Consider the following 25,300-nt stretch of genomic DNA (forward strand, 5'->3'; position numbering starts at 1 on the left):
CGGAGGGCGAGACAGGGCCCGTTTTGTTACGATCAGGGGTTGATTTTTAGGCCTTTATCGCTTTTTAGCGACATTTGCCCGGCCGCCTTCGTTGCCCAACCTCCTCCTTTCGGACCTGAACGTGTCGTATCCTCGCCTGCCTTACCCGCCCGAGAGCTTCACCCGCGGCGGCGAATTCGCCCGCCAGCTGGGTCAGCGCATCCTGATCCTGGACGGCGCCATGGGCACGATGATCCAGCGCTACAAGCTGGGCGAGGCCGATTTCCGCGGCGAGCGCTTCGCCGGCCATGGCAAGGACCTCAAGGGCGACAACGAGCTGCTGTCGCTGGTGCGGCCGGAGGTGATCTCCGAGATCCACCGCCAGTACCTGGAGGCCGGCGCCGACGTCATCGAGACCAACACCTTCGGCGCCACCTCGATCGCGCAGGGCGACTACGACCTGCCGGAACTGGCCTACGAACTGAACCTGGTGTCCGCGCAACTGGCGCGCGAGGCCTGTGACCAGTACAGCACGCCGGACAAACCGCGCTTCGTGGCCGGCGCGCTCGGCCCGCAGCCCAAGACGGCGTCTATCTCGCCCGACGTGAACGACCCGGGCGCGCGCAACGTCACCTTCGAAGAGCTGCGCGTGGCCTACGTTGAACAGCTCAATGGCCTGCTGGACGGCGGCATCGACATCGTCCTGATCGAGACCATCTTCGACACGCTCAACGCCAAGGCGGCGATCTTCGCCGCCGAGGAAGTGTTCGAGCAGCGCGGCATCCGCCTGCCGGTGATGATATCGGGCACGGTCACCGACGCCTCCGGCCGCATCCTGTCGGGCCAGACCGTCGAGGCCTTCTGGAACTCGGTGCGCCACGCGCGCCCGGTCACCATCGGCCTGAACTGCGCGCTGGGCGCGGCGCTGATGCGCCCGTACGTGGCCGAGCTGTCCAAGATCTGCGACACCTACGTCTGCGTCTACCCCAACGCCGGCCTGCCCAACCCGATGGCCGAGACCGGCTTCGACGAGACCCCGGCCGATACTTCCGCGCTGCTGGAGGAATTCGCCCGCGCCGGGCTGGTGAACATGTCCGGTGGCTGCTGCGGCACCACGCCCGACCACATCCGCGCGATTGCCGACAAGGTCGCGGCGCTGACGCCGCGGGTGGTGCCGGAGATCCCGGTCAAGACCCGCCTGTCGGGCCTGGAGCCGCTGAACATCGACGAGGACACGCTGTTCGTGAACGTGGGCGAACGCACCAACGTCACCGGCAGCAAGATGTTCGCGCGCCTGATCCGCGAAGAGAAATACGACGAGGCGCTGGCGGTGGCCCGCCAGCAGGTCGAGAACGGCGCGCAGATCATCGACATCAACATGGACGAGGCCATGCTGGATTCGGTGGCGTGCATGCACCGCTTCCTGAACCTGATTGCCTCCGAGCCCGACATCGCGCGCGTGCCGGTGATGATCGACAGCTCCAAGTGGGACGTGATCGAGACCGGCCTGAAGTGCGTGCAGGGCAAGCCGGTGGTCAACTCGATCTCCATGAAGGAAGGCCTGGAGCCGTTCCGCCACCACGCCCGCCTGTGCCGCCGCTACGGCGCGGCGGTGGTGGTGATGGCGTTCGACGAGCAGGGCCAGGCCGACACGCTGGAGCGCCGCAAGGAAATCTGCGGCCGCGCCTACAAGATCCTGGTCGAGGAAGAGGGCTTCCCGCCGGAAGACATCATTTTCGATCCCAACGTGTTCGCGGTCGCCACCGGCATCGACGAGCACAACCACTATGCCGTCGATTTCATCGAAGGCACGCGCTGGATCCGCGAGAACCTGCCGCACGCCCGCATTTCGGGCGGGGTGTCGAACGTGAGCTTCTCGTTCCGCGGCAACGAGCCGATGCGCGAGGCCATCCACACCGTGTTCCTGTATTACGCGGTCAAGGAAGGCATGACGATGGGCATCGTCAACGCCGGCCAGTTGGGCGTGTACGCCGACCTGGATCCCAAGCTGCGCGACCTGGTCGAGGACGTGGTGCTGGATCGCGCCGAGCCGGTCGGCAAGACCGACCCGGCCGACGAACGCACGCCGACCGAGCGCCTGGTGCAGTTCGCCGACAGCGTGAAAGGCTCGGGCGCCAAGAAGGAAGAAGACCTGGCCTGGCGCAATGCCGAAGTCGAGGCGCGCCTGTCGCACGCGCTGGTGCACGGTATCACCGCCTTCATCGTCGAGGACACCGAAGAGGTGCGCCAGAAGATCGCCGCGCGCGGCGGCCGTCCGATCGAGGTGATCGAAGGCCCGCTGATGGACGGCATGAACGTGGTCGGCGACCTGTTCGGCGCCGGCAAGATGTTCCTGCCGCAGGTGGTGAAGTCGGCGCGCGTGATGAAGCAGGCCGTGGCCCACCTGATCCCCTTCATCGAAGAGGAAAAGCGCCAGATCGCGGCCGCCGGCGGCGACGTGCGCGCCAAGGGCAAGATCGTTATCGCCACCGTCAAGGGCGACGTGCACGACATCGGCAAGAACATCGTCTCGGTGGTCCTGCAGTGCAACAACTTCGAAGTGGTGAACATGGGCGTGATGGTGCCCTGCGCCCAGATCCTGGAGAAAGCCAAGGAAGAGAACGCCGACATCGTCGGCCTGTCCGGCCTGATCACGCCCAGCCTGGAAGAGATGGCCTACGTCGCCTCGGAAATGCAGCGCGACGAGTATTTCCGCAGCCGCAAGGTGCCGCTGATGATCGGTGGCGCCACCACCAGCCGCGTGCACACGGCCGTGAAGATCGCGCCCAACTACGAAGGCCCGGTGATCTACGTGCCGGACGCCAGCCGTTCGGTGGGCGTGGCCACCAGCCTGATGTCCGACCAGGCGGACGCCTACCTGGCGGAGCTGGCCGAGGAATACGAGGACGTGCGCCGCCGCCACGCCAACCGCAAGGCCACGCCGATCCTGCCGCTGGCCGAGGCGCGCGCCTCGCGCCCGCGGATCGACTGGGACAGCTACACGCCGCCGCGCCCCAAGTTCATCGGCCGCCGCACCTTCAAGAGCTACGACCTGGCCGAGATCGCGAAGTACGTGGACTGGGGCCCGTTCTTCCAGACCTGGAGCCTGTTCGGCCCGTATCCGGCCATCCTGGAGGACAAGGTGGTGGGCGAACAGGCGCGCAAGGTCTACGCTGACGGCCAGGCCATGATGAAGCGCATCGTCGAGGGCCGCTGGCTGACCGCGAACGGCGTGGTCGGTTTCTACCCGGCCAACAGCGTCAACGACGAGGACATCGAGGTCTACAAGGACGAGAGCCGCAGCGAGGTGCTGTTCACCTACCGCAACCTGCGCCAGCAGGGCGCCAAGCGCGAGGGCGTCAGCAACAAGTCGCTGTCGGACTTCATCGCGCCCAAATCCAGCGGCAAGCTCGACTACATCGGCATGTTCGCGGTGACGGCGGGCCTGGGCATCGAGAAAAAGGAAGCCGAGTTCGAGAAGGCGCTGGACGACTATTCCGGCATCATGCTCAAGTCGCTGGCCGACCGCCTGGCCGAGGCCTTCGCCGAATGCCTGCACGCCCGCGTGCGCCAGGACCTGTGGGGCTACGCGCCGCACGAGGCGCTGTCCAACGACGACATGATCGCCGAGAAGTACGTCGGCATCCGCCCGGCGCCGGGCTATCCGGCCTGCCCGGAACACGTGGTCAAGACCGACATGTTCCGCGTGCTGGACGGCGCCGACATCGGCATGATGCTGACCGACAGCTACGCCATGTTCCCGGCCTCGAGCGTGTCGGGCTTCTACTTCAGCCATCCGCAGTCGCAGTACTTCAACGTCGGCATCATCGGCGAAGACCAGTTGCAGGACTACGCCGCGCGCAGCGGCCGCAGCATCGAGGATCTGAAGCGCACGCTGGCGCCGAACCTGGGCTGAGGCGGTTTCCGTCGCCGCGCCGGGCCCGCCCGGCATCCCAGCGCCACCCCAGCGCCGCCCCGGCTCGTCCGGCGCGGCGCTTTGTTTTATTCGGACGGTTTACCAAATGGATAGTGGTAAACCATGATGTGCCAAATTGGTAAACCACATAATATTTGGTCCAACCACTTTCAACGCCATGACACTACAACTGATCCCCAAGCCCGAGGAACCCGCCAGCAAGCCGGTGGCCGACCGCGCCTACCTGCGGCTGGCCGCGCAGATCCAGGCCCTGGTCGCGCAGGGCGAGTTCGCGGTGGGCAAGCGCCTGCCGGCCGAGCGCGCGCTGGCCGAGCGCTTCGACGTCAGCCGCACCTCGCTGCGCGAGGCCATCATCGCGCTGGAACTGCAGGGCGTGGTGGAAGTGCGCGGCGGCTCGGGCATCTATGTCTGTGAACCGCGTCCGGGCGTGGCGCGGCTGCCGGCCGCGCAGGAGCCGGGCGCGGGGCCGTTCGAACTGCTGCGCGCGCGCTGCCTGGTCGAATCGGAAATCGCCGCGCTGGCGGCCAGCACCCGCAACGATGCCGACCTGGATCGCATCTTCGAGGCGCTGACCACCATGCGCGAGCAGATGATGCACAAGGAAGAAAACCAGGAGGCCGACCGCCGTTTCCACCTCTACATCGCGCAGTCCACCGGCAACAGCGTGCTGCTGGGCACGGTGACGGCGATGTGGGACCAGGCGCAAGGCCCCATCTGGGAAAAGATCGAACAGCATTTCCATACGCAGGAATTGCGCCAGGCCTCGCAGGAAGATCACCAGCGCATCTTCAGCGCGCTGGTGGCGCGCGATGCGGATGGGGCGCGGCAGGCGATGCGCAATCACCTCGAACGCGTGATCGGCGAGTTCGCGCAGGGGTGGCGGTGAACAGGCTTTAAGGCAGGACCGGCAGGCGGCCCCCGGCTGAGCGCGGAAGATACCGCGCCCCGGAACCGGGCGACACACATCAGGAGACAACAGGATGCAGCAAAGGAACAAGGGGAGCCGCGCCTGGCACAGGGCGGCGGCGATGCTGTCGGCGTGCGCGCTGGCGGCCTATGCGCTGGCGGCGCCGGCGATGGCGCAGGAAGCGCCCGCGGCGGGCCAGAGCGCGCGTATCGATGCCATCCGCAAGGCCGGCGAGCTGCGCGTCGGCGTGCTGCAGAACGCACCCTGGCTGCTGCAGGACGTATCCGGCAAGGGCGGCGAGGGCTGGAGCGGCCCGGCCTGGCTGCTGGCCAAGGAATACGCCCGCCTGCTGGGGGTGAAGCTGACGCCGGTGCAGGTCTCGCATGAAACCAAGGTGCCGGTGCTGGCGGCCAACCAGGTCGACATGACCATCAGCCCGCTGGCCGAAACGCCGGAACGCTTGAAGGTGGTGGACTTCGTGCTGTATTCCTCCACCAGCGTCTGCATGTTCGGCCTGGCTTCCAATCCCAAACTGGCCGCGGCCAGGTCGGTCGATGACCTGAACCGGCCCGGCGTCACCATCGCATACTTCACTGGCGGCGCCGAGGAAGCCTGGGTCAAGCAGCGCTTTCCCAACGCCACGCTGCGCGCCGTGGCCAACTCGGGCGCCACCGCGCCGATCGAGGAAATCATGGCCAAGCGCGCCGACGCGGCGCCGATCAATCGCGTGCCGTGGGTCGGCCTGAGCCGCAAGGTGCGCGGCCTGGCCGTGCTGCCCGCCGAGGCCAACTGCCAGCAGAGCACCGAAAAGGCCTCGCCGGTGGGCCTGGCGATCGACAAGAACCAACCCGAATACCTGGCCTGGCTGCGGCAGGTGGCCGCCGGCATGAAGACGCGCCTGGACGCCGACGAAATGCGCATCATCGAACAGACCCCGTAGGCCGCTCCGGCCTTTCCCCACCCCACTGGATTCACCGACCCGCGCAAGGCGCGCGGCCCGGGCGACTGCCCGCGGCCTCGCGCGCCCGCATCCGGCGTCCGCCGCCGGGCTTGCCTCCAAGGAGACCGCAATGCAACCGTCCTTCCTCACCCGTTTCGCCGCCACCGCTCTGCTGCTGGCCGGCGCCGCCACCGCCCAGGCGCAGACGCCGCCCGCGCCCGGCGAGAGCCCGCGCATCGACGCCATCCGCAAGGCTGGCGTGCTGCGCGTGGGCGTGGTCAACAACCCGCCGTGGCTGGTGCAGAACACCACCGGCTCGGGCGAGCCCTGGATGGGCTCGTCATGGCTGCTGGGCAAGGAATTCGCGCGCCTGCTGGACGTGAAGATCGTGCCGGTGCAGGTCAGCCACGAGACCAAGGTGCCGGCGCTGATCGCCAACCAGATGGACATCATGATCGGGCCGCTGAACCAGAACGCCGAGCGCGCCAAGATCATCGACTTCGTCACGTTCTCGAACACCAGCGTCTGCATGTTCGGCCTGGCGTCCAACCCCAAGTTCACCAGCGCCACCAAGGTCGAGGACTTCAACCAGCCCGGCATCACCATGGCCTACTTCTCGGGCGCGGGCGAAGAGCCGCTGGTGCTGGAGAACTTCCCCAAGGCCAAGCTGCGCGGCGTGACCAACTCGGGTTCGGTGGCGCCGATCGAGGAAGTGCTGGCGGGCCGCTCCGACGTGGCGCCGCTGAACCGCATGCTGTGGCCGAACATCAGCAGGAAGGTCAAGGGCCTGGCCGTGTTCCCCAAGGAAAACGACTGCCAGGACAGCAAGATCTTCGCGATCGACGCGGGCATGGGCGTGGCCAAGAACCAGCCGGTGTACCTGGAGTGGCTGCGCAAGGTGGAAGCGCGCATGCATCCCGAACTGGTGGCCGAAGAGCGCCGCATGACGCAGAACCTGAAGTAAGGCGGACACACCATGCTCAATTGCGCGATTCATGGGGCCGAGGACCTGCGGCTGGTGGAACAGGCGCCCGAGCCGCTGGGCCCGACGCAGGTGCGCGTCGGCGTCAAGGCGGTCGGCATCTGCGGTTCGGACCTGCATTACTACCGCCACGGCCGGGTCGGCGATTTCGTCATCCGCGAACCGCTGACGCCGGGCCACGAGGCCTCGGGCCAGGTGCTGGAGGTCGGTTCGGCCGTCACCGCCGTCAAGCCCGGCGACCGCGTGGCGCTGGATCCGGCGCGCACCTGCGGCGTGTGCCGCTATTGCCGCCAGGGCGATTCCAACCACTGCGAGGCGGTGTTCTTCTTCGGCAGCGCCAGCCGTTATCCGCACATGCAGGGCGCGATGCGCGAGCAGGTGGTGGTGCAGGAAAAACAGTGCGTGCCTGTGCCGGACAGCCTGTCGTTCGAGCTGGCCGCCTTTGGCGAGCCGCTGGCGGTGGCGCTGCACGCGGTGCGCAGCGCCGGCACGCTGCTGGGCAAGACGGTGATGGTGGTGGGCGCCGGGCCGATCGGCGCGCTGGTGCTGATGGCGGCGCGCCTGGCCGGCGCCAGCCAGGTCATCGTGGTCGACATCGTGGACCAGACCCTGGCGACCTGCGCCAAGGTCGGCGCCACGCGCACCATCAACGCCGCCGCCGAGCCGGGCGCGCTGGACGAGCTGGCGGCGGGCAAGGGCACGGTCGATGTGTGCTTCGAGGCCTCCGGCAACTACGCCGGGCTGGCCAACTGCATCCGCGCCACGCGGCCGCGCGGCACCATCGTCACGGTGGGCACGCTCAATGGCAGCAGCGAGCAGTGCCCGTTCAACCAGATCATGGTCAAGAGCCTGAACGTCATCGGCAGCTTCCGCTTCGTCGATGAATACGCCTGGGCGGTCGACTACCTGGGCCGCGGCCTGGTGGACGTGGCGCCGCTGCTGACGGCCGCCGTGCCGGCGCGCCAGGCGCACGAGGCCTTCGCGCTGGCGGCGGACCGGCGCCAGGCCATGAAAGTGATGGTGACGTTCTGAGCCCGGCGCTCGCGAATCGCACGGAGATTGCATGGACTTCGATTTTTCCCCCATCGTCGATAACTGGCGCTTCTTCGCCAGCGGCCTGGGCATCACGGTGGCGCTGAGCGCCGTCACGGCCGTCTCCAGCATCCTGCTGGGCCTGGTGATCGCGCTGCTGCGCCTGTACGGGCCGCGCTGGCTGCGGGTGCTGCTGGTGTTCTACATCGACAGCATGCGCGCCATCCCGGTGCTGGTGGTGCTGGTGTGGATCTACTTCGCCTTCCCGCTGCTGGCCGGGGTGACCTTCGCGCCGTTCTGGGCGGCGCTGGTGGCGTTGACGCTGCACATCGCGGCCTATTCGGCCGAGGTGATCCGCGCCGGCATCGAGTCGGTGCGGCCGGGGCAGATGCGCGCCGGCCTGGCGCTCGGCATGTCGCGGGCCCAGGCGCTGCGCAAGATCATCCTGCCGCAGGCCACCATCCGCATGCTGCCGGCCTTCGGCTCGGTGCTGACGGTGGCGATCAAGGACACCGCCATCGCCACGGTGATCGCGGTGCCCGAGCTGATGCACAAGGCCGAGACCATCGCCGGGCAGAGCTACCGGCCGATCGAGGTGTTCACCGCGGTGATCGTGGCGTACTTCGTGATCCTGTTTCCGGTGACGCGCGGCGTGGACCGGCTGTACCAACGCTACGCACACCTGGGGCGCTCATGAATCTGGACTGGGGAATTATCTGGGACTCGCGCCAGGTGCTGCTGCAGGGCGCGGCCATGACCGTGATGCTGACGGTGGTGACGATGGCGCTGGCGGTACCCGGCGGCATGGTGCTGGCACTGATGCGGCTGTCGTCGAACCGCGTGGCCAACGGCGTCGCGGTGGCGATCGTCGAGTTCTTCCGCAACCTGCCGCTGATCCTGGTGATCTATTGGGCGTTCTACGTCATGCCGATGGCGCTGGACGTGCAGTTCTCGGCGGTGACCACGGCGCTGGTGGCGCTGGTGCTGAACGTGTCGGCCTACAACTCCGAGACCTTCCGCGCCGGCATCAATTCGATCCGCAAGGGCCAGATGGAGGCGGCGCTGGCGATGGGCATGTCGCGCCGCCAGGCCATGTTCAAGGTGCTGGTGCCGCAGGCGGCGCGGCGCATCCTGCCGGTGCTGGCCAGCACCTGGATCTCGCTGTTCAAGGACACCTCGCTGGTGTCGGTGATCGCCGTCAGCGAGCTGGCCTATGCCTCGATGCAGGTGCGCGCGCAGAGCTTCCGCGTGCTGGAAATGCTGACCGCGATGGCGGTGATCTATTGGCTGATGGGCTATCCGCAGGCCAAGCTGGTCGACTGGATCCACCGCAAATACGGAGTCAAGGAGTGAACGAGATGATCCTGGAACAAACGGCCGACACGGCCGGCGCGGCGGTGGCCGCCGCAGCAACGCCTGCCGCAGCGACCGCTGCCGCGGCATCGGCCGCCACCCGCAAGGGCGCCGACCAGCCGCCGGTGCTGGTGTACGAGCACGTGCGCAAGGTCTTTGGCGACTTCGTGGCGTTGAACGACGTCTCGCTGCAGGTCAACAAGGGCGAGGTGATGTGCCTGATCGGCCCGTCCGGCTCGGGCAAGTCCACGCTCCTGCGCTGCACCAACGCATTGGAGAAGATCGACGGCGGCCGCGTGCTGCTGGACGGCGTGGCGGTGCCGGAGGCCGAGTCCGAGGTGCGCAAGGTGCGCCAGCGCATGGGCATGGTGTTCCAGAGCTTCGAGCTGTTCCCGCACAAGTCGGCGCTGGACAACGTCGCCATGGGGCCGATCACCGTGCTCGGCATGGCGCCGGAGCAGGCGCGGGCCCGCGCCATGGCGCTGCTGGAGAAGGTGGGCCTGGCCAACAAGGCCGGCAACTTCCCCGCCAACCTGTCCGGCGGCCAGCAGCAGCGCGTGGCGATCGCCCGCGCGCTGGCGATGGAGCCGGAAGTGATGCTGTTCGACGAGCCGACCTCGGCGCTCGATCCCGAGACCGTGGGCGAGGTGCTGAACGTCATGAAGAAGCTGGCGCAGGAAGGCATGACCATGATCGTGGTCACGCATGAAATGAGTTTCGCGCGGCGCGTGGCCAACTGGGTGGTGGTGTTCGAGAACGGCGCCATCCTGGAACAGGGCCCGCCCGCGCAGATTTTCGACAACCCGCAGGTCGCCCGTACCCGCGACTTCCTCAGCCACCTGGGCTGGGAAGGCTGAACACCCCCCCGTTTCACGGAATCCATGATGAAAATTACGAACGCACGCGTCATTGTTTGTTCGCCGGGCCGCAATTTCGTGACCCTGAAGATCGAGACCGACCAGGGCCTGACCGGCATCGGCGATGCCACCCTGAACGGGCGCGAGCTGGCCGTGGCGGCCTACCTGACCGAACACGTGGTGCCTTGCCTGATCGGCCGCGACGCGCACCAGATCGAGGACATCTGGCAATACCTGTACAAGGGCGCCTACTGGCGCCGGGGCCCGGTCACCATGACCGCCATCGCCGCGGTCGACACCGCGCTGTGGGACCTGAAGGCCAAGGCCGCCGGCCTGCCGCTGTACCAGCTGCTGGGCGGCAAGAGCCGCACCGGGGTGATGGTCTACGGCCACGCCAACGGCAGCGACATCGAGCACACCGTCGACGAAGTGCTGCGCTACGCCGACATGGGCTACCGCGCGATCCGCGCGCAGAGCGGCGTGCCGGGGCTGGACAAGGTCTACGGCGTGGGCCGCGGCAACCTGTTCTACGAACCCGCCGACGCCGATCTGCCCAGCGAGCACGACTGGTCCACCGAGAAGTACCTGCGACATGCGCCCAAGCTGTTCGAGCGCATCCGCGAAAAGCTCGGCTTCGAGCATCACCTGCTGCACGACGTGCACCACCGCCTGACGCCGATCGAGGCCGGCCGCCTGGGCAAGTCGCTGGAGCCGTACAGCCTGTTCTGGATGGAGGACGCCACGCCGGCCGAGAACCAGGAGGCCTTCCGCCTGATCCGCCAGCACACCACCACGCCGCTGGCGGTGGGCGAGATCTTCAACTCGATCTGGGACTGCAAGGACCTGGTGCAGAACCAGCTGATCGACTACATCCGGACCACCGTGGTGCACGCCGGCGGCATCACCCACCTGCGCCGCATCGCCGACCTGGCCTCGCTGTACCAGGTGCGCACCGGCTGCCATGGCGCCACCGACCTGTCGCCGGTGTGCATGGGCGCGGCGCTGCATTTCGACCTGTGGGTGCCGAACTTCGGCATCCAGGAATACATGCGCCACACCGAGGAGACGGACGCGGTGTTCCCGCACGCCTACACCTTCTCGCAGGGCATGCTGTATCCGGGCGATGTGCCGGGTCACGGCGTGGACATCGACGAGAAGCTGGCCGCCAAGTATCCGTACAAGCGCGCTTACCTGCCGGTGAACCGGCTGCAGCAGGACGGCACGTTATGGAACTGGTAGCCCCGGCGGCCGTCCGGCTGCATCCGGCGCGCCTGCAGGCGCTGGCGCCCGGCGTGGCGCGGCCGGCCTACGACCGCGGCGCCCTGCGCGCCGGCATCGTGCATCTGGGGCTGGGCGCGTTCGCGCGCGGCCACCTGGCGGCGGTGAATGAGGCGGCCCTGCATGCCAGCGGCGACCCGCGCTGGGGCATCTGCGGCGTGTCGCTGCGGCAGGCCGATACCCGCGACGCGCTGGCGCCGCAGGACGGGCTGTACACGCTGGCGCTGCGCAGCGCCGACGCCGAGGGCCGGCCGCAAGCGCGGCTGGCCGTGATCGGCTGCCTGCTGGAAACGCTGGTGGCGCCCGAGGATCCGCAGGCGGTGCTGGCGCGCATCGCCAGTCCGTATACGCGCATCGTCAGCCTGACCGTGACCGAAAAAGGCTATTGCCACGATCCGGCCAGCGGCGCGCTGAACCTGGCGCACCCCGACATCGCGCACGATCTGGCGCAGCCCCTGGCGCCGCGCAGCACTATCGGCTTCCTGGTGTGGGGGCTGCAGCGCCGGCGCGCGGCGGGCCTGGGACCGGTGACGCTGCTGTCGCTGGACAACCTGCCCGGCAACGGTCACCTGCTGCGCGGCCTGGTGCTGGCCTTCGCCTCGCAGGTGGACGCGAGGCTGGCGGAATGGATCGACCAGGCCTGCGCCTTTCCCTGCGCGATGGTGGACCGCATCGTGCCGCGCACCACCGATGAGGATCGCGCCGCCGTGGCGCAGGCGCTGGGCATGATGGACGCCTGGCCGGTGCAGGCCGAGCCATTCCTGGAATGGGTGGTGGAAGATCGCTTTGCCGCCGGCCGGCCGGACTGGGCCGCGGGCGGGGCGCGCTTCGCCACGGAGGCGGCGCCTTTCGAGACGCTCAAGCTGCGCATGGTGAACGGCGCGCATTCGGCGCTGGCCTACCTGTCGGTGATGGCGGGCTGGGCCACGGTGGACCAGGCCGTGGCGCAGCCGGCGTTGCGGCGCTATCTGGCCGACCTGATGCGCAACGAGATCGCGCCGACCCTGCCGGCCCTGCCGGGCCTGGACCTGGCGGCTTACCAGGAGCGGCTGTTGCAACGCTACGCCAATCCGGCGCTAAGGCACCAGACGCGGCAGATCGCCATGGACGGGTCGCAGAAGATGCCGCAGCGCCTGCTGGGCACGGTGCGGGCGCGGCTGGCGGCGGACCGGCCGATCGCCGGGCTGGCGCTGGCGCTGGCCGGCTGGCTGCATTTCCTGCGCGGGGTGGATCAGGCAGGACGGCGTTATCCCATCGATGACCCGCTGGCCGAGACGCTGGCGCAGCGGTTGGCGCAGGCGGAGCAGGCGGCGCGCGAGGCGCCGCCGGGGCCGGCCGCCGCGCTGGCCTGGGCGCGCGAGATGACAGCCCTGGCCGCCGTGTTCGGCGACCTGGGCCGCGACGAGCGTTTCGTGCGCGAGGTGGCGCAGGCGGCGCAGTCGTTGCGCACGCTGGGCGTGGCCGGCGCGCTGGAGGCGACCCTGGCCGCGATGCTCGCGGGCCAGGACTGATACGCGGCCGCCGTCCGCGCCGAAAGGCGCATCAGGCTGGCGGCGGCGCCAGGCGGCCCAGCAACGGTTCCAGCGCCACGCCGACCGCGAGGATCTTGCGGTCCTCGCCCGGCAGGCCATCCACCTCCAATCCGATCGGCAGGCCGTCGTCCGACAGGCCGGCGGGCAGGCTCAGGCCGGGCAGGCCCGCGTTGCTGCCGGGGTCGACGTTGCGCGCCAGCCGCAGGAACGACTCCAGGCTGCTGGCCTCGGGCGCGGCGAGCGGCGGCGGCACCGGCACCGTGGGGAACAGCAGCCCGTGCAGCGCATGCTGCTCGAACGCGCGGCGGTAGACGTCGATGAGCGCGCCGCGATGGACCGCGATGGCGCTGTCGTACAGTGGCTGCAGCGGCAGCAGTTCGCCCGATGGCGTGGGCAGCACGCCCGGCACGACCAGGTCGTTGAAGATGGCCTTGACGTCGGGGCTGGAGATCCGCGCCACCAATTCCTCGAAGCTGACGCCGACCTCGTGGCGCGCCAGGTAGGCGGTGAGATCTGGCTTCTGTTCGTACAGGCACAGCGGCATGCCGGTCGCGGCGTTACTGGCCTCCAGGCCGGGCATGTCCAACGGCAGCAGCGTCACGCCGGCCGCGCGCAGGCGCTCAAGTGCGGCCTGGGCGACGGCTTGCACCTGCGGGTCCAGGTCCTGCCAGAAATAGCCGGGCAGTCCCAGCCGCAGGCTGGCGGCGTCCAGCGCTGGCAACGGCCTGTCGTCGCCAGTCAGCACGGCATCCAGAAGCGCGATGTCGGCCATGCCGTTGGCGATGGGCCCGGGCGTGTCGCGGGTATGCGAAATCGGCGTGATGCCCGAACCGTCATAGCGGCCCACCGAAGGCCGAAAGCCCACGGCGCCATTGAGCGCGGCAGGCAGGCGAACGGAGGCGCCCGTGTCGGTGCCGAGCGCGGCCGGCACCAGGCGCGCGCCCACCGCCGCGCCGCTGCCCGAGGACGAGCCCCCGGCGATGCGTTCGGGGTCATAGGCGTTGCGCGTGCCCGCGCCCCGCGGGCCGGGATAGGCCGTGTTGTAGCCGGAAACGCCGAACGCCAGTTCATGCATGTGGGTCTTGCCGACGATGATGGCGCCGGCTTCGCGCAGGCGCCGCACGATCGGGGCGTCCTCGGCCGGGATGAAGTCACGCAGGGCCGGGGTGCCGGCGGTGTTGGGCAGCCCCGCGACGTGGATGTTGTCCTTGATCGCCACGGGCACGCCTTCCAGCGGCCGGGCGGTGTGTCCGCCGGCGCGCGCGGCATCGGCGGCCCGCGCCTGCGCCAGCGCGCCGTCCGCGTCCACCGTGATGAAGGCATTGAGGTCCTGGCGGGCCGCGATGCGGTCCAGGCAGGCCCGGGTGAGGGCTTCGCTGGTGACCTGGCCATCGCGAAAAAGCGCCGCGGCTTCGGTCACGGTCGGGCAGCTTGGGGACGTCTGGGGGGCGGGCATGGGGGGTGTCTCCTTCGTGTTGATGCGGTGTCGTCGGTTCGATGCCGTTCTGTACAGGGTCGACCGTAGCGCGGCCCGGGCCGTTCGTCGATATGCCGGTCCGACCCATGGTCGCCTGCCGGCGTAGCGGAGCGCCATTGCAGCGGACGGGCGTAAGATAGGCGCAGCTTATACACGTACAAGTTCCTCTCTTATCCTGGTATGAACACTTCCCCCCAAGCCGGCGCCGCCGGCCATGAAGGCTCCCGCCTGCGCCGCCAGGCGCTGGGCGAGTTCGTGCGCAGCGCCCGCTCGCGCATCACGCCGCAGATGGCCGGCCTGCCCGAAGGCATGCGGCGCCGCACGCCCGGGCTGAGGCGCGAAGAGGTGGCGCAGCTGTGCGGCATCAGCGTCACCTGGTACACCTGGATCGAGCAGGGGCGCGAGGTGTCGGTATCGCCGTCGGTCTGGTCGCGCATCGCGGGGGTGCTGCAGCTGGCGCGGGCCGAGCGGGCCTATCTGTTCGACCTGGCCGACTGTGCCGATCCGCAGCATGCGCGCGACGATGCGATGGGGGCGCCCGGGTCGTTGCGCGAGTGCGTGGACGCCATCACCGCGCCGGCCTACGTACTGGACCGGGCCTGGAACGTGCTGGCCTGTAATGAACCGCTGCGCGAGCTATTCGACGATTGGCCGACCCGGGATCCGGAGCCGAACCTGCTGCGCTACATCTTTCTCGATCCGGCGGCGCGCGAACTGGTGGTGGACTGGGAGCAGCGCGCGCGGCGCGTGGTGGCCGAGTTCCGGGCCGACGCGGGCGCGCATCTGGACGAGCCGGCGGTGCTGGCGCTGATCGACGCCCTGAACCGGCAGAGTCCCGTGTTCGCGCATTGGTGGAACCGGCACGCCGTCGTCGAACGCGAAGGCGGCCTGCGCGAGTTCGCGCATCCGCGGCGCGGGCGGATGGCGTTCCAGCAGATCACCTTTCGCCTGGCGACGCACCTGGACCTGAAGCTGGTGATGCTGCTGGGGGATGCGTGACGAGTGGGTTCTTGAGGCGCGAGTGACTTAACGGCGGCTGTTGGGGCGGGTGGTGTGCTTGGCGTTCTTGCCAGCAATCTTCGGGGCGGAAAGGATTTGCGGGGTCGCCAAAGGCGGCCGCGCGGGCGGCCTTCTTTGGCGTTTGGGTGTCTGGCGTCGGGGTGGTGACGCTGCGCGCGGGGGGGGGGGGGCGGTTGGAGGGCGCTACTTGCTGTTGGCCAGCAGGTCGCCGGGGAGGCCGGCGTCGATCAGGCCCAGCAGGAGTTTCTTGACGGGGGCGGGCAGGGCGGTGTCGGGGAGTTCGGCCTGGGTGACCCAGCGTTCGGATTGCGTGGGTTGGCGCAGCGAGGCGCTGCGCACGGGCACGTACCAGGGGCGGATGTGCAGGCGGTAGTGGGTGAAGGTGTGGGCGAAGGCGGCGAGTTCGAAGCGCTGTTCGGGGTCCAGGCCGAGGGCGCGCGAGGCGGCCAGGGGGTCGCCGGCGGCGTCGAATTCGGGCAGGCTCCAGAGGCCGCCCCAGATACCGGGTTCGGGGCGTTGCTGCAGCAGGAACGCGCCCTGGTGCTGCAGCACCAGCATCGCGGTCTCGCGTTCCGGAATCGCCTTGCGCGCCTTGGGCGTGGGCAGTTCGGCCTGGCGGCCTTCGCGCCGGGCAACACAGGTATCGGCGACCGGGCAGCGCTCGCAGGCCGGCTTGCCGCGCGTACAGAGGGTGGCGCCCAGGTCCATCAGGCCCTGCGTGTAGGCGGCCATGTCCAGGCCGGGCGCGGCCTCGACCTGGGCGTCGGCCAGGGCCCACAGGCGCTGCTCGATCTCGCGCCTGGCGGGGTCGCCGGCGATGCCGAAGTGACGGGTGAAGACGCGCTTGACGTTGCCGTCCAGGATGGGCGAGCGCTCGCCATAGGCGAAGGCGGCGATGGCGGCGGCGGTCGAGCGGCCGATGCCGGGCAGGGTGGCGATGGCTTCGGCGCTGGGCGGGAAGCGGCCGTTCCAGTCGCGCGCGATCTCCTGGGCGCAGCGGTGCAGGTTGCGGGCGCGGGCGTAGTAGCCCAGGCCGGCCCAGTAGGGCATCACGTCTTCCTGGGCGGCGGCGGCCAGCGCGGCCACGTCGGGAAAGCGCTGCAGGAAGCGCTCGTAGTAGGGGATCACCGTGGCCACCTGCGTCTGCTGCAGCATGATCTCGGAGAGCCAGATGCGGTAGGGATCCCGGGTGTTCTGCCAGGGGAGATCGTGGCGGCCGTGCTGGCGCTGCCAGGCGACGATGCGAGGGGCGAAGTCCATGCCCACAATTATCGCATCGCCCTATTGCCGGGGGTGGGGCGAGCGGTTACAACCGTAGGACAGAGGCGCATCGAGCGCCCGGAATTCACCTCCCGCCGCTTGCCCGCATGCGCTTCAAGAGGGCGTGGTGCGTTGGCCGCCGCGGGCGTTCCACGACCCTCGGAGTAGACATGAATGCCCCCCTCACGCCCGCGCTGCGCGCGGCGCTCGAATCTGTCCAGCTGGACGACAAATACACCCTGGAAAGCGGCCGCGCCTGGATGAGCGGCATCCATGCCCTGGTGCGCCTGCCGATGATGCAGCGGCTGCGCGACCTGCGCGCGGGGCTGAACACGGCCGGGTTCGTGTCGGGCTACCGGGGCTCGCCGCTGGGCGGGGTCGACCAGAACATGTGGAAGGCGGCCAAGTACCTGAAGGCGCACCATGTCGAGTTCCAGCCGGGTATCAACGAGGACCTGGCGGCCACCGCGGTGTGGGGCACCCAGCAGGTCAACCTGTTCCCCGGCGCCAAGTACGACGGTGTGTTCGGCATGTGGTACGGCAAGGGGCCGGGCGTGGACCGCTGCGGCGACGTGTTCAAGCACGCCAACGCCGCCGGCACCTCGCCGCACGGCGGCGTGCTGGTGGTGGCCGGCGACGACCATCCGGCCAAGTCGTCGACGCTGCCGCACCAGAGCGACCACATTCTCAAGGCCTGCATGATCCCGGCGCTGTTCCCCTCCAGCGTGCAGGAGGTGCTGGACTACGGCCTGCATGGCTGGGCCATGAGCCGCTATGCCGGCGTCTGGGTCGGCATGAAGTGCATCACCGACATCGTCGAGGTGTCGGCCTCGGTGGACGTGGATCCCTACCGCGTGCAGATCGTGCTGCCCGAGGATTTCCGGCTGCCGCCGGACGGCCTTAACATCCGCATCCCGGACACGCCCCTGCAGCAGGAGGCGCGGCTGCTGGACTACAAGCTGTACGCGGCGCTGGCCTACGCCCGCGCCAACAATCTGAACCGCGAACTCTGGCAGGTGCCGGCGCGCGACGCGCGCTTCGGCATCATGACCTCGGGCAAGGCCTACCTGGATACGCGCCAGGCGCTGTCCGACCTGGGGCTGAGCGAGGCGGTGTGCCAGCGCATCGGCCTGCGGCTGTTCAAGGTTGGCATGGTGTGGCCGCTGGAGTCCACCGGCATGGCGCGCTTCGCCGATGGCCTGGACGAGATCCTGGTGGTCGAGGAAAAGCGCCAGGTGCTCGAATACCAGTTGAAGGAGGAACTGTTCAGCTGGATCGGCAGCGGCAAGAAGATCCCGCGCGTGGTCGGCAAGTTCGACGACAAGGATGGCGGCGAATGGGCGGTGCCGCAGGGCAACTGGTTGCTGCCGGCGCACTACGAGTTTTCGCCGGCGATGGTGGCCAAGGCCATCGCCGCGCGCCTGTTGCGCTTCGAATTGCCGGCCGACGTGCGCGCCGGCATCGAGGCGCGGCTGGCCTTCATCGCCGATCGCGAACAGGCGCTGGCGCGCCCGCGCGTGGTGGAAGACCGCAAGCCGTGGTTCTGTTCGGGCTGTCCGCACAATACCTCGACGCGGGTGCCGGAAGGCTCGCGCGGCATGGCCGGCATCGGCTGCCACTACATGGTGACCTGGATGGGCCGCAACACGCAGGTGTACACGCAGATGGGCGGAGAGGGCGTGCCGTGGCTGGGGCAGGCGCCGTTCACCGAGGAAAAGCACGTGTTCGCCAACCTCGGCGACGGCACCTACTTCCATTCGGGCCTGCTGGCGATCCGCGCGGCGGTGGCGGCCAAGGCGCCGATCACCTACAAGATCCTGTTCAACGACGCGGTGGCCATGACCGGCGGGCAGCCGGTCGACGGCCCCATCAGCGTGCCGATGATCAGCCGCCAGGTGGCGGCCGAGGGCATCGACAAGATCGTGGTGGTGACCGACGAGCCGGAGAAATACCAGGGCATGGCCGGCATGGCGCCGGGCGTGCCGGTCAGGCATCGCGACGAGCTGGACGCGGTGATGCGCGAACTGCGCGAACACCCCGGCGTGTCGGTACTGATCTACGACCAGACCTGTGCCACCGAGAAGCGCCGCCGCCGCAAGCGCGGCGCCTATCCCGACCCGGCGCGGCGCGTGGTCATCAACGAACGCGTGTGCGAAGGCTGTGGCGACTGTTCGCAGAAATCGCATTGCCTGTCGGTGGAGCCGCTGGAGACCGAGTTCGGGCGCAAGCGCGCCATCAACCAGTCCAGCTGCAACAAGGACTTCTCCTGTCTGAAGGGCTTCTGCCCCAGCTTCGTCACGGTGGAGGGTGGCAAGCTGCGCAAGCCGCGCGCGCTGGCGCCGGAAGGCGCGGTCGACGACGACGTGCCGCAACCGGCGTTGCCGGCGTTGGCGCAGGCCTATGGCGTCTTCATCGCCGGCGTGGGCGGCACCGGCGTGGTCACCATCGGCCAGTTGCTGGGCATGGCCGCGCACCTGGAAGGCAAGGGCTGTTCGGTGCTGGACATGGCCGGCCTGGCGCAGAAGGGCGGCGCGGTGTATTCGCACGTGGTGCTGGCGCAGACGCCGGACCACCTGATGAACACCCGCGTGGCGATGGGCGAGGCCGACCTGATGCTGGCCGGCGACCTGGTGGTGGCCACCAGCGCCGACGCCATGGCGCGGCTGCGGCCGGGCCGCTCGCGCGCGCTGCTCAACAGCGACACCGCGCCTACCGCGGCGTTCGTGACCAACCCCGACTGGACGCTGCCAGGCGCCAACCTGACGGCCGACCTGCAGGCCGCCTGCGGCAAGGACAACCTGCACACGGTGGATGCGTCGGCGCTGGCGGTGGGGCTGCTGGGCGACGCCATCTATTCCAATCCGCTGATGATGGGCTACGCCTACCAGAAGGGCTGGCTGCCGCTGTCGCGCGAGTCGTTGCTGCGCGCCATCGAGCTGAACGGCCAGCAGGTGCCCAACAACCTGGCCGCCTTCGCCTGGGGGCGCCGCGCCGCGCATGACCTGGCCGGCGTCACGCGTCTTCTGGCCAATGGCGGCGTGCCGGCGCATCCGGACGGCATCATCGAGATCCGCCGTCCGCGCGCGGCCAGTCCGGTGGTGGAACTGAAGAAACCGGCCGGCGAACTGGAGCGCGTGGTCGAGGCGCGCCGCGCGTTCCTGACGCAGTACCAGGACGCCGCCTACGCCAGGCTGTACACCGACCTGGTGGACAAGGTGGCGCACGCCGAGCACGAGGCCACCGGCACCCAGCGCCTGGCGCTGGCGGTGGCGCGCTACTACTTCAAGCTGCTGGCCTACAAGGACGAATACGAGGTGGCGCGCCTGTACACGGACGGGGAATTCCTCAAGCGCATCGGCGAGCAGTTCGAGGGCGACTGGAAGCTGCGCTTCCATCTGGCGCCGCCGCTGTTCGCGCGTCGCGGCGCCGACGGCCACCTGGTCAAGAAGGCCTATGGCCCCGGCATGCTGCGGGTGTTCCGCCTGCTGGCGCGCATGAAGCGCCTGCGCGGCACGCGTTTCGATCCGTTCGGCTACACCCGCGAGCGCCGCGCCGAGCGCGAGCTGGCGCGCGAGTACCGCGAGACGTTGAGCGCCATCCTGTCCAAGCTCAATCGCGGCAACCTGGATCGCGCCGTGGCGCTGGCCAGCGTGCCGGAGGAGATCCGCGGCTATGGCCACGTGAAGGAGGCGGCGATGGAAAAGGCCGCGGCGCGGCGCGAGGCCCTGCTCAAGGATTTCACCGCCAGCGTGCTGTCGATCGGCGGCGCGCGGGCGGCCTAACGGGGTGGGACGGCGGGGGGGCGGGACGGCGGCCGGCGCGGCGCATGACGGCCGGTCGGGCCCGCCGCGCGGGTGCCGGGCGCATGCGCGCCGGTGCCCCGCGCGGCCTTCACGCGGGATAGTGGGCGTCGTCCAGCAGCATGTCCTCGAAGAACGCGCCATAGCGGCCCTGCGGGTCGCGCAGGTGGATTTCCAGGATCCAGCGCATCTCCGACGGGCTGATGGCCAGGTCGGCGAGAGAGCCGGTGTGGATCGCCGCGTGCGGGAAGTCGGACACGCGGTGGCCGGGCAGGTCGAAGTTCAGTTCCCAGCCCATGGCGCGCGCCTGGCGGTCGGCGTAGGCGTACAGCGCCTGGCCGCTCAGCCGCTGGCGCAGCCAGACGCCGCGCACGTCATGGAACAGCGCCTCGGCGTCGCGGGCGCAGCGCGCCTGCCGCGCGTCGTCGCCCACTACATAGCTCTTGCCGCCATCGCCTTCCCAGGCGTCCAGGCGCGGCGCGATGTCGAGGAAGAAGATGTCGTGTTCGCCCAGCACCGCGCCGGGCGTGGAGGCCTGGCGCATGGCCTTCATGGTGTTGGCGCCGAAGCGCACCCGCGTGGGATGCCAGCTGAGCGCCATTCCGGCGTCGATCAACGTCTGTTTGGCGAGGGCGACGGCGTCTTCCTCGATCATGCCGGGCCGGATGCGGGCGGCGATGTCCTCGATGGCCTGGCGCGTCTTGTTGCGGGCCAGCAGCATGCCGTCGACCGAGAAGGCCGGGCCGACGCGTTCGCTGGGATCGGAATGAGGGGGGTGCATGAGGCGGTTTCCTTGCGTGGCAAGCCCGGGAAGGGCGGTACGGAAAGTCTGGGCGCGCCCGCGGTCACGGACCAGCGGCGGATGGGGCGGATTGCGGCCAGGGTGGCGCGCGCGGCGGCCAACCCGGGCGGTGGCGGCGGATGGCGGCCGCGCTGGCGCGGATTGCGGCCAAGGCAAGGACAGCGCGGTGGACACCGCTGTCGTTGCGCTAAGGTAGCGTGTGTTGGCGGCGCGCCGTCGCCATGCCTGCGCCGCGCGGCCGCGCGGCGTCGGCTTCCCGGTTATCCGATCCCATGAAATCCGTCGCCATTCTCGTTTTTCCCGGCGTGCAGTCGCTGGACGTCAGCGGGCCGCTGGACGTGTTCGCCGAGGCCAACCGCTTCCTGTTGCCCGCCAGCCAGTACCGGATGGAACTGATCGGCCTGACGCGTGGCGCGGTGCCCTGCTCCAACGGCATGCTGCTGGTCCCGCAGCGTCACTACGCGGAGGTCGACGAGGCGCCCGACCTGCTGCTGGTTGCGGGCGGGCCGGACCTGCCGGCGGCGCGCGAACCGGACGAAGGCCTGGCCTGGCTGCGCGCGGCCTGCGCGCGCGCCGGCCGTTACGGCGCGATCTGCAACGGTATCTTCCTGTTGGCTCGGGCAGGCCTGCCTGCCGGCGCCATCGTGACCACGCACTGGAACGATGCGCAGGCGCTGGCGGCGCGCTATCCGGAGCTGCGGGTCGAGCCCGACCGGCTCTACGTGCGGGATGGCCGGCTGCACACCTCGGCGGGCGTGACCGCCGGCATTGACCTGGCGCTGTCCCTGGTGGCGCAGGACCACGGGCCCGACGTGGCGCTGAACGTGGCCAAGCGGCTGGTGGTGTTCATGCAGCGCGCCGGCGGCCAGTCGCAGTTCAGCCCCTTCCTCACGCCGTTCGTCGAAGAGACGTCGGCGGTGGCGCAGGTGCAGCAGCACGTGCTGGGCCATCTGGCCGACGACCTGGGCGTGGCGGCGCTGGCGGCGGTGGCCAACATGAGCCGCCGCAATTTCGCGCGCGTGTTCCTGCGCGATGCCGGCGTCACGCCGGCGGAGTTCGTCGAGAGCGCGCGGCTGGATGCGGCCCGCGCGCGGCTGGAGCGCGAGTCCGCGCCGCTCAAGACCGTGGCCTTTCATTGCGGCTTTCGCGATGCCCGCCACCTGCGCGAGGTGTTCCAGCGGCGGCTGGGCGTGTCGCCCAGCCAATACCGCGCCAGCTTCGGCCGCCCGGGCGGCGCGGGCTGAGGCGGCGCGGCCTCAGCCGCCGGCGGTTTCCGGCTTGCGGCGGCGGGTGACGCCGGTGTCGAACCGTTCCACGCCGGGACGCGCGGCGGGACGATCGAAACGCTCGACGCCGGGACGATCGAAACGCTCCACGCCCGGGCGCGCCGCGGGCCGGTCGAAGCGTTCGACGCCGGGCCGCGCGAAGCGTTCAACGCGCGGCGGGCTGTGGGTCTTGGCCTGCACGCTCTCGGCGGCGGCCTGTTCGCGCTTGGCGATGATTTCTTCGGCGCGCTGGTGGTGCGGCGCCATCTTGCGCACCATCACGCGGCCGTCGCGCGGGAAATAGTTGATGCGGCGCGCATGCACGTCGCCCAGGTCCTGCGCCTTGACCGGGATGCCTTCGGTGCGCAGGTAGTTCAGCACGAACTGGCCGTTGCGCTCGCCGATGTTCATCTGCTGCATGGCCGACAGCACCGCGCCGCCGCCGAACACCTTGGCTTCGAGGCGGTCGCGCACCGCGCCGGCCTTGAGCAGTTCGTTGATCAGCACTTCCATGGCGAAGGCGCCGTAGCGCATGGTGGCCGAGGCCGGCGACTGCATGTCGCCTTCGGGCAGCATGAAATGGTTCATGCCGCCGACCCCGGTGACGGGGTCGTGGATGCAGGCGGCCACACACGACCCCAGCACGGTCGAGATCATGATGTCTTCGTCGGTGACGTAGTACTCGTTGGGGAGTACTTTCACCGCCTGGGACTGGAACGCGCTATCGAAATAATGGCGCGTCGCGCGGGCTTCAAGACGGGCGACCATGGGGCGTAATCAAGGGCAGGAACAACGATTGGGACACGAAGACAGGGCTCGGTGGAACAATAAACGTTTCAAAATATGTAGAAAAATGTCGCTTTATTCTTGCACATCTGGCCTGTAATGGGGGGAAAACCTGTGTAACCGCAACTTTGTTATGTCCCTGAAAATATGGCCGTTTATCCGCCGGCCTGGCGTTTCGGCGCCATTCCTGGCGCGGCCCCCCGGGGACCGCAGGGCGGCCCGTGACACGGGACAGACGCCATGCGAACACTGGCCAGAGAAGGCCGCGGCGAGCAGGTGATGCCATCGTACCCACGGCGGGCGCGGCCGTTCCCCGGATCACGGGGACGAAGGGGGGCTATACGTGGCTTTAGGCAGGCCGGTCTTCAGGAAAATCGGACGAAGACCGGTGCCCTTTTCAGAATCGCGTGCTGCGCGTGACGGACCAGCGCGCCGACAGCGCGCCCAGGGCGGCCGAGGCGACGATGGCCGCCAGCAGCACCGGCGCGCCGGGCAGATGCAGGGCGAATTCCGCCCCGTAGCTGCGCGCCAGGCCGAGGAGGGCGTTGTTCAGCGGCGACAGCGCCACCGCCGCCACGCCGATGGCCAACAGCGAGGCCAGGGCGCCGGACAGCGCGCCCAGGTACAGGAAGGGCCGCCGCACGAACGACTCGGTGGCGCCCACCAGGCGCGCCACGGCGATTTCCTCGCGTTGCGACAGGGCCTGCATGCGCACCGTGTTGAACACCGTGGCCAGCACCACCACCGCCACGCAGGCGGCCAGGAAGCCCAGGCCGATGCGGGCGAAGCGCAGGATGGCTTCGAGCCGTTGGACCCAGGCGCTGTCCAGCTGCACCAGGTCGACCTGGTCCCATTGTTTCCAGGCCTGCGCCAGCCTGTCGGCGCGGCCGGCCAGGTCTTCGCCGTCGGCCAGCGTCACCACCACCGCGTCGGGCAGCGGATTGCCGGGCAGCACGGCCAGCGCCTGTTGCCAGGCAGGATTGGCGCGCAGGTCGGCCAGGGCGTCGTCGCGGCCGACCACGCGCACCGCGCGCACGTCGCTGGCGTATTCGCCCTGGATGCGCCTGGCGATGTCGGCGGCGGCGCCGGCGGGCGCATCGACCCGCATGAAGACGGTGACCTCGGGGGTGACGGACATCTGCCGCGCCACCGGCTGCACCGACACCAGGATGGCGCTGCCCAACAGCGGCAGGGCCAGCGCCAGCGCCATCACCAGCAGGTTGGCGAGCGACGAGAACGGCTGCTTGACCAGCCGGCGCAGGGTGACCATGAGGGCATAGCGATGCTGCCGCAGCCAGGCGTTCATGCCGGTTCTCCCGCGATGCCGTGGCCGGCGTCGGCCGGGGGCGTGGCGGCGCCGTGCGAGTCGGCGAACCGTCCCGGGTCGATGCGCAGGGTGCGGGTGGCGTAGCGCGCCATGAGTTCCTGGTCGTGCGAGGCGATCAGCGTGGTGACGCCGACGCGGTTGAAGTCGCGGAACACGTTCATGATGCGCTGCGCGTTGTCGTGGTCGAGGTTGGCGGTGGGTTCGTCGGCGATCAGGATGGCGGGCCGGTTGACGATGGCGCGCGCGATCGCCAGGCGCTGCTGCTCGCCGCCCGACAATTCGATGGGATTGAGGTCTTCCTTGCCCGACAGGCCGACCTTGTCCAGCGCCGCGCGGGCCCGCGAGGCGGCCGAATTCCAGGGATGGCCGGTGACCGCCAGCGGCAGCATCACGTTTTCAAAGGCGCTGCGGTCGAACAGCAGGTGGGTGTCCTGCAGGATCACGCCGACGGCGCGGCGCAGGTAGGGCCGGGCGCGGGCGGGCAGCTTGTCGAGCCGCTGGCCGTTGACCTGGATCGAACCGCGGCTGGCGGGCTCGAGGCCGCCGATCAGCTTGAGCAGGGTGGACTTGCCGGCGCCGGACGGCCCCGACACGAAAACGAACTCTCCCGCGCTCACGCGGAAGTTGATGTCGGCCAGGATATTGCGGCCGCGGCCATACGATTTGAAGACGTGCTGGAATTCGATCATGGCGGCTGTCGGATGAAGCCGCAATAGTAACTCGGGGACAGTAAGCTGGCCTAAAACGGCGTGGCGCCGGCGACGGA

19 protein-coding genes are annotated in these 25,300 nt (G+C 69.3%); 13 read left to right on the top strand and 6 right to left on the bottom strand.

What is annotated here, in order from left to right:
* Positions 1-121 precede the first annotated feature (121 nt).
* The 10 genes from metH (at position 122) to ACVN9Z_RS09705 (ending at position 12,776) form a co-directional block, all read left to right on the top strand.
* The gene (metH, locus tag ACVN9Z_RS09660; RefSeq protein WP_458213356.1) at positions 122-3,895 is read left to right on the top strand and encodes a methionine synthase; all 3,774 of its coding nucleotides are present in this window, start codon (positions 122-124) and stop codon (positions 3,893-3,895) included.
* 178 nt (positions 3,896-4,073) lie between these two features.
* A complete protein-coding gene (locus tag ACVN9Z_RS09665; protein WP_020925365.1) occupies positions 4,074-4,802 on the top strand; it encodes a FadR/GntR family transcriptional regulator in 729 nt (242 codons plus the stop codon).
* A gap of 94 nt (positions 4,803-4,896) precedes the next feature.
* On the top strand, positions 4,897-5,763 hold the full coding sequence (locus ACVN9Z_RS09670) for a substrate-binding periplasmic protein (RefSeq protein WP_054443771.1): 867 nt from the start codon (positions 4,897-4,899) through the stop codon (positions 5,761-5,763).
* Positions 5,764-5,893: 130 nt separating this feature from the next.
* A complete protein-coding gene (locus ACVN9Z_RS09675) occupies positions 5,894-6,727 on the top strand; it encodes a substrate-binding periplasmic protein (protein ID WP_024067608.1) in 834 nt (277 codons plus the stop codon).
* 12 nt (positions 6,728-6,739) lie between these two features.
* Entirely contained in the window at positions 6,740-7,777 is a 1,038-nt protein-coding gene (locus ACVN9Z_RS09680; RefSeq protein WP_006386878.1) for an L-idonate 5-dehydrogenase, read from the top strand.
* A gap of 31 nt (positions 7,778-7,808) precedes the next feature.
* Entirely contained in the window at positions 7,809-8,474 is a 666-nt protein-coding gene (locus tag ACVN9Z_RS09685; RefSeq protein WP_006392647.1) for an amino acid ABC transporter permease, read from the top strand.
* A complete protein-coding gene (locus ACVN9Z_RS09690; protein ID WP_006392648.1) occupies positions 8,471-9,130 on the top strand; it encodes an amino acid ABC transporter permease in 660 nt (219 codons plus the stop codon). Before ACVN9Z_RS09685 ends, ACVN9Z_RS09690 begins: the two co-directional genes overlap by 4 nt.
* 125 nt (positions 9,131-9,255) lie before the next feature.
* Positions 9,256-9,987 (top strand): amino acid ABC transporter ATP-binding protein, encoded by a 732-nt coding sequence (locus tag ACVN9Z_RS09695; RefSeq protein ID WP_035182674.1) that lies wholly within the window; start codon positions 9,256-9,258, stop codon positions 9,985-9,987.
* Between the two features lie 27 nt (positions 9,988-10,014).
* Positions 10,015-11,226 carry a D-mannonate dehydratase ManD gene (manD, locus tag ACVN9Z_RS09700; protein ID WP_238927527.1) on the top strand — a complete coding sequence of 404 codons (1,212 nt, stop codon included), beginning with the start codon at positions 10,015-10,017 and terminating at the stop codon, positions 11,224-11,226.
* Positions 11,214-12,776: a mannitol dehydrogenase family protein gene (locus ACVN9Z_RS09705; RefSeq protein WP_049050908.1), complete on the top strand. Its 1,563-nt coding sequence runs from the start codon at positions 11,214-11,216 to the stop codon at positions 12,774-12,776. The genes manD and ACVN9Z_RS09705 overlap by 13 nt, the downstream gene beginning before the upstream one ends.
* A 31-nt stretch (positions 12,777-12,807) precedes the next feature.
* On the opposite strand, the gene iaaH is transcribed toward ACVN9Z_RS09705, so the two are convergent.
* Positions 12,808-14,253: an indoleacetamide hydrolase gene (iaaH, locus tag ACVN9Z_RS09710; protein ID WP_395501182.1), complete on the bottom strand. Its 1,446-nt coding sequence runs from the start codon at positions 14,251-14,253 to the stop codon at positions 12,808-12,810.
* Between the two features lie 201 nt (positions 14,254-14,454).
* On the opposite strand from iaaH, the gene ACVN9Z_RS09715 reads away from it, so the two are divergent.
* Complete coding sequence (locus ACVN9Z_RS09715; protein WP_026383609.1) at positions 14,455-15,273, top strand: helix-turn-helix transcriptional regulator; 819 nt, start codon at positions 14,455-14,457, stop codon at positions 15,271-15,273.
* Positions 15,274-15,477: 204 nt separating this feature from the next.
* Here ACVN9Z_RS09715 and mutY read toward each other — a convergent pair whose 3' ends face one another.
* A complete protein-coding gene (gene mutY, locus ACVN9Z_RS09720; protein WP_070781064.1) occupies positions 15,478-16,554 on the bottom strand; it encodes an A/G-specific adenine glycosylase in 1,077 nt (358 codons plus the stop codon).
* 170 nt (positions 16,555-16,724) lie between these two features.
* Between mutY and ACVN9Z_RS09725 the strand changes: the two genes are divergently transcribed.
* Entirely contained in the window at positions 16,725-20,336 is a 3,612-nt protein-coding gene (locus ACVN9Z_RS09725; protein WP_104413806.1) for an indolepyruvate ferredoxin oxidoreductase family protein, read from the top strand.
* 109 nt (positions 20,337-20,445) lie between these two features.
* Here ACVN9Z_RS09725 and ACVN9Z_RS09730 read toward each other — a convergent pair whose 3' ends face one another.
* A complete protein-coding gene (locus tag ACVN9Z_RS09730) occupies positions 20,446-21,135 on the bottom strand; it encodes a M24 family metallopeptidase (protein WP_049055611.1) in 690 nt (229 codons plus the stop codon).
* A 293-nt stretch (positions 21,136-21,428) separates the two neighbouring features.
* On the opposite strand from ACVN9Z_RS09730, the gene ACVN9Z_RS09735 reads away from it, so the two are divergent.
* Positions 21,429-22,400: a GlxA family transcriptional regulator gene (locus ACVN9Z_RS09735; protein WP_020925353.1), complete on the top strand. Its 972-nt coding sequence runs from the start codon at positions 21,429-21,431 to the stop codon at positions 22,398-22,400.
* 12 nt (positions 22,401-22,412) lie between these two features.
* On the opposite strand, the gene cheD is transcribed toward ACVN9Z_RS09735, so the two are convergent.
* The 3 genes from cheD to ACVN9Z_RS09750 all read right to left on the bottom strand — a co-directional run bounded on the left by cheD (position 22,413) and on the right by ACVN9Z_RS09750 (position 25,223).
* The gene (cheD, locus tag ACVN9Z_RS09740; protein ID WP_006386899.1) at positions 22,413-23,189 is read right to left on the bottom strand and encodes a chemoreceptor glutamine deamidase CheD; all 777 of its coding nucleotides are present in this window, start codon (positions 23,187-23,189) and stop codon (positions 22,413-22,415) included.
* Between the two features lie 415 nt (positions 23,190-23,604).
* Positions 23,605-24,513 carry a cell division protein FtsX gene (locus ACVN9Z_RS09745; protein ID WP_020925351.1) on the bottom strand — a complete coding sequence of 303 codons (909 nt, stop codon included), beginning with the start codon at positions 24,511-24,513 and terminating at the stop codon, positions 23,605-23,607.
* Positions 24,510-25,223, bottom strand: a complete 714-nt coding sequence (locus tag ACVN9Z_RS09750; RefSeq protein ID WP_238876159.1) for a cell division ATP-binding protein FtsE — start codon at positions 25,221-25,223, stop codon at positions 24,510-24,512. The genes ACVN9Z_RS09745 and ACVN9Z_RS09750 overlap by 4 nt, the downstream gene beginning before the upstream one ends.
* Between the last annotated feature and the right edge of the window lie 77 nt (positions 25,224-25,300).

Source organism: Achromobacter sp. KK8 (assembly GCF_054188005.1).

Coding starts and splice junctions, on each gene's coding strand:
- ACVN9Z_RS09670 (WP_054443771.1), top strand. CDS start 4,897: ATGCAGCAAAGGAACAAGGGGAGCCGCGCCTGGCACAGGGCGGCGGCG.
- mutY (WP_070781064.1), bottom strand. CDS start 16,554: ATGGACTTCGCCCCTCGCATCGTCGCCTGGCAGCGCCAGCACGGCCGC.
- ACVN9Z_RS09715 (WP_026383609.1), top strand. CDS start 14,455: ATGAACACTTCCCCCCAAGCCGGCGCCGCCGGCCATGAAGGCTCCCGC.
- ACVN9Z_RS09675 (WP_024067608.1), top strand. CDS start 5,894: ATGCAACCGTCCTTCCTCACCCGTTTCGCCGCCACCGCTCTGCTGCTG.
- ACVN9Z_RS09750 (WP_238876159.1), bottom strand. CDS start 25,223: ATGATCGAATTCCAGCACGTCTTCAAATCGTATGGCCGCGGCCGCAAT.
- cheD (WP_006386899.1), bottom strand. CDS start 23,189: ATGGTCGCCCGTCTTGAAGCCCGCGCGACGCGCCATTATTTCGATAGC.
- ACVN9Z_RS09690 (WP_006392648.1), top strand. CDS start 8,471: ATGAATCTGGACTGGGGAATTATCTGGGACTCGCGCCAGGTGCTGCTG.
- ACVN9Z_RS09685 (WP_006392647.1), top strand. CDS start 7,809: ATGGACTTCGATTTTTCCCCCATCGTCGATAACTGGCGCTTCTTCGCC.
- ACVN9Z_RS09665 (WP_020925365.1), top strand. CDS start 4,074: ATGACACTACAACTGATCCCCAAGCCCGAGGAACCCGCCAGCAAGCCG.
- ACVN9Z_RS09730 (WP_049055611.1), bottom strand. CDS start 21,135: ATGCACCCCCCTCATTCCGATCCCAGCGAACGCGTCGGCCCGGCCTTC.
- iaaH (WP_395501182.1), bottom strand. CDS start 14,253: ATGCCCGCCCCCCAGACGTCCCCAAGCTGCCCGACCGTGACCGAAGCC.
- ACVN9Z_RS09680 (WP_006386878.1), top strand. CDS start 6,740: ATGCTCAATTGCGCGATTCATGGGGCCGAGGACCTGCGGCTGGTGGAA.
- ACVN9Z_RS09705 (WP_049050908.1), top strand. CDS start 11,214: ATGGAACTGGTAGCCCCGGCGGCCGTCCGGCTGCATCCGGCGCGCCTG.
- ACVN9Z_RS09725 (WP_104413806.1), top strand. CDS start 16,725: ATGAATGCCCCCCTCACGCCCGCGCTGCGCGCGGCGCTCGAATCTGTC.
- ACVN9Z_RS09735 (WP_020925353.1), top strand. CDS start 21,429: ATGAAATCCGTCGCCATTCTCGTTTTTCCCGGCGTGCAGTCGCTGGAC.
- ACVN9Z_RS09745 (WP_020925351.1), bottom strand. CDS start 24,513: ATGAACGCCTGGCTGCGGCAGCATCGCTATGCCCTCATGGTCACCCTG.
- manD (WP_238927527.1), top strand. CDS start 10,015: ATGAAAATTACGAACGCACGCGTCATTGTTTGTTCGCCGGGCCGCAAT.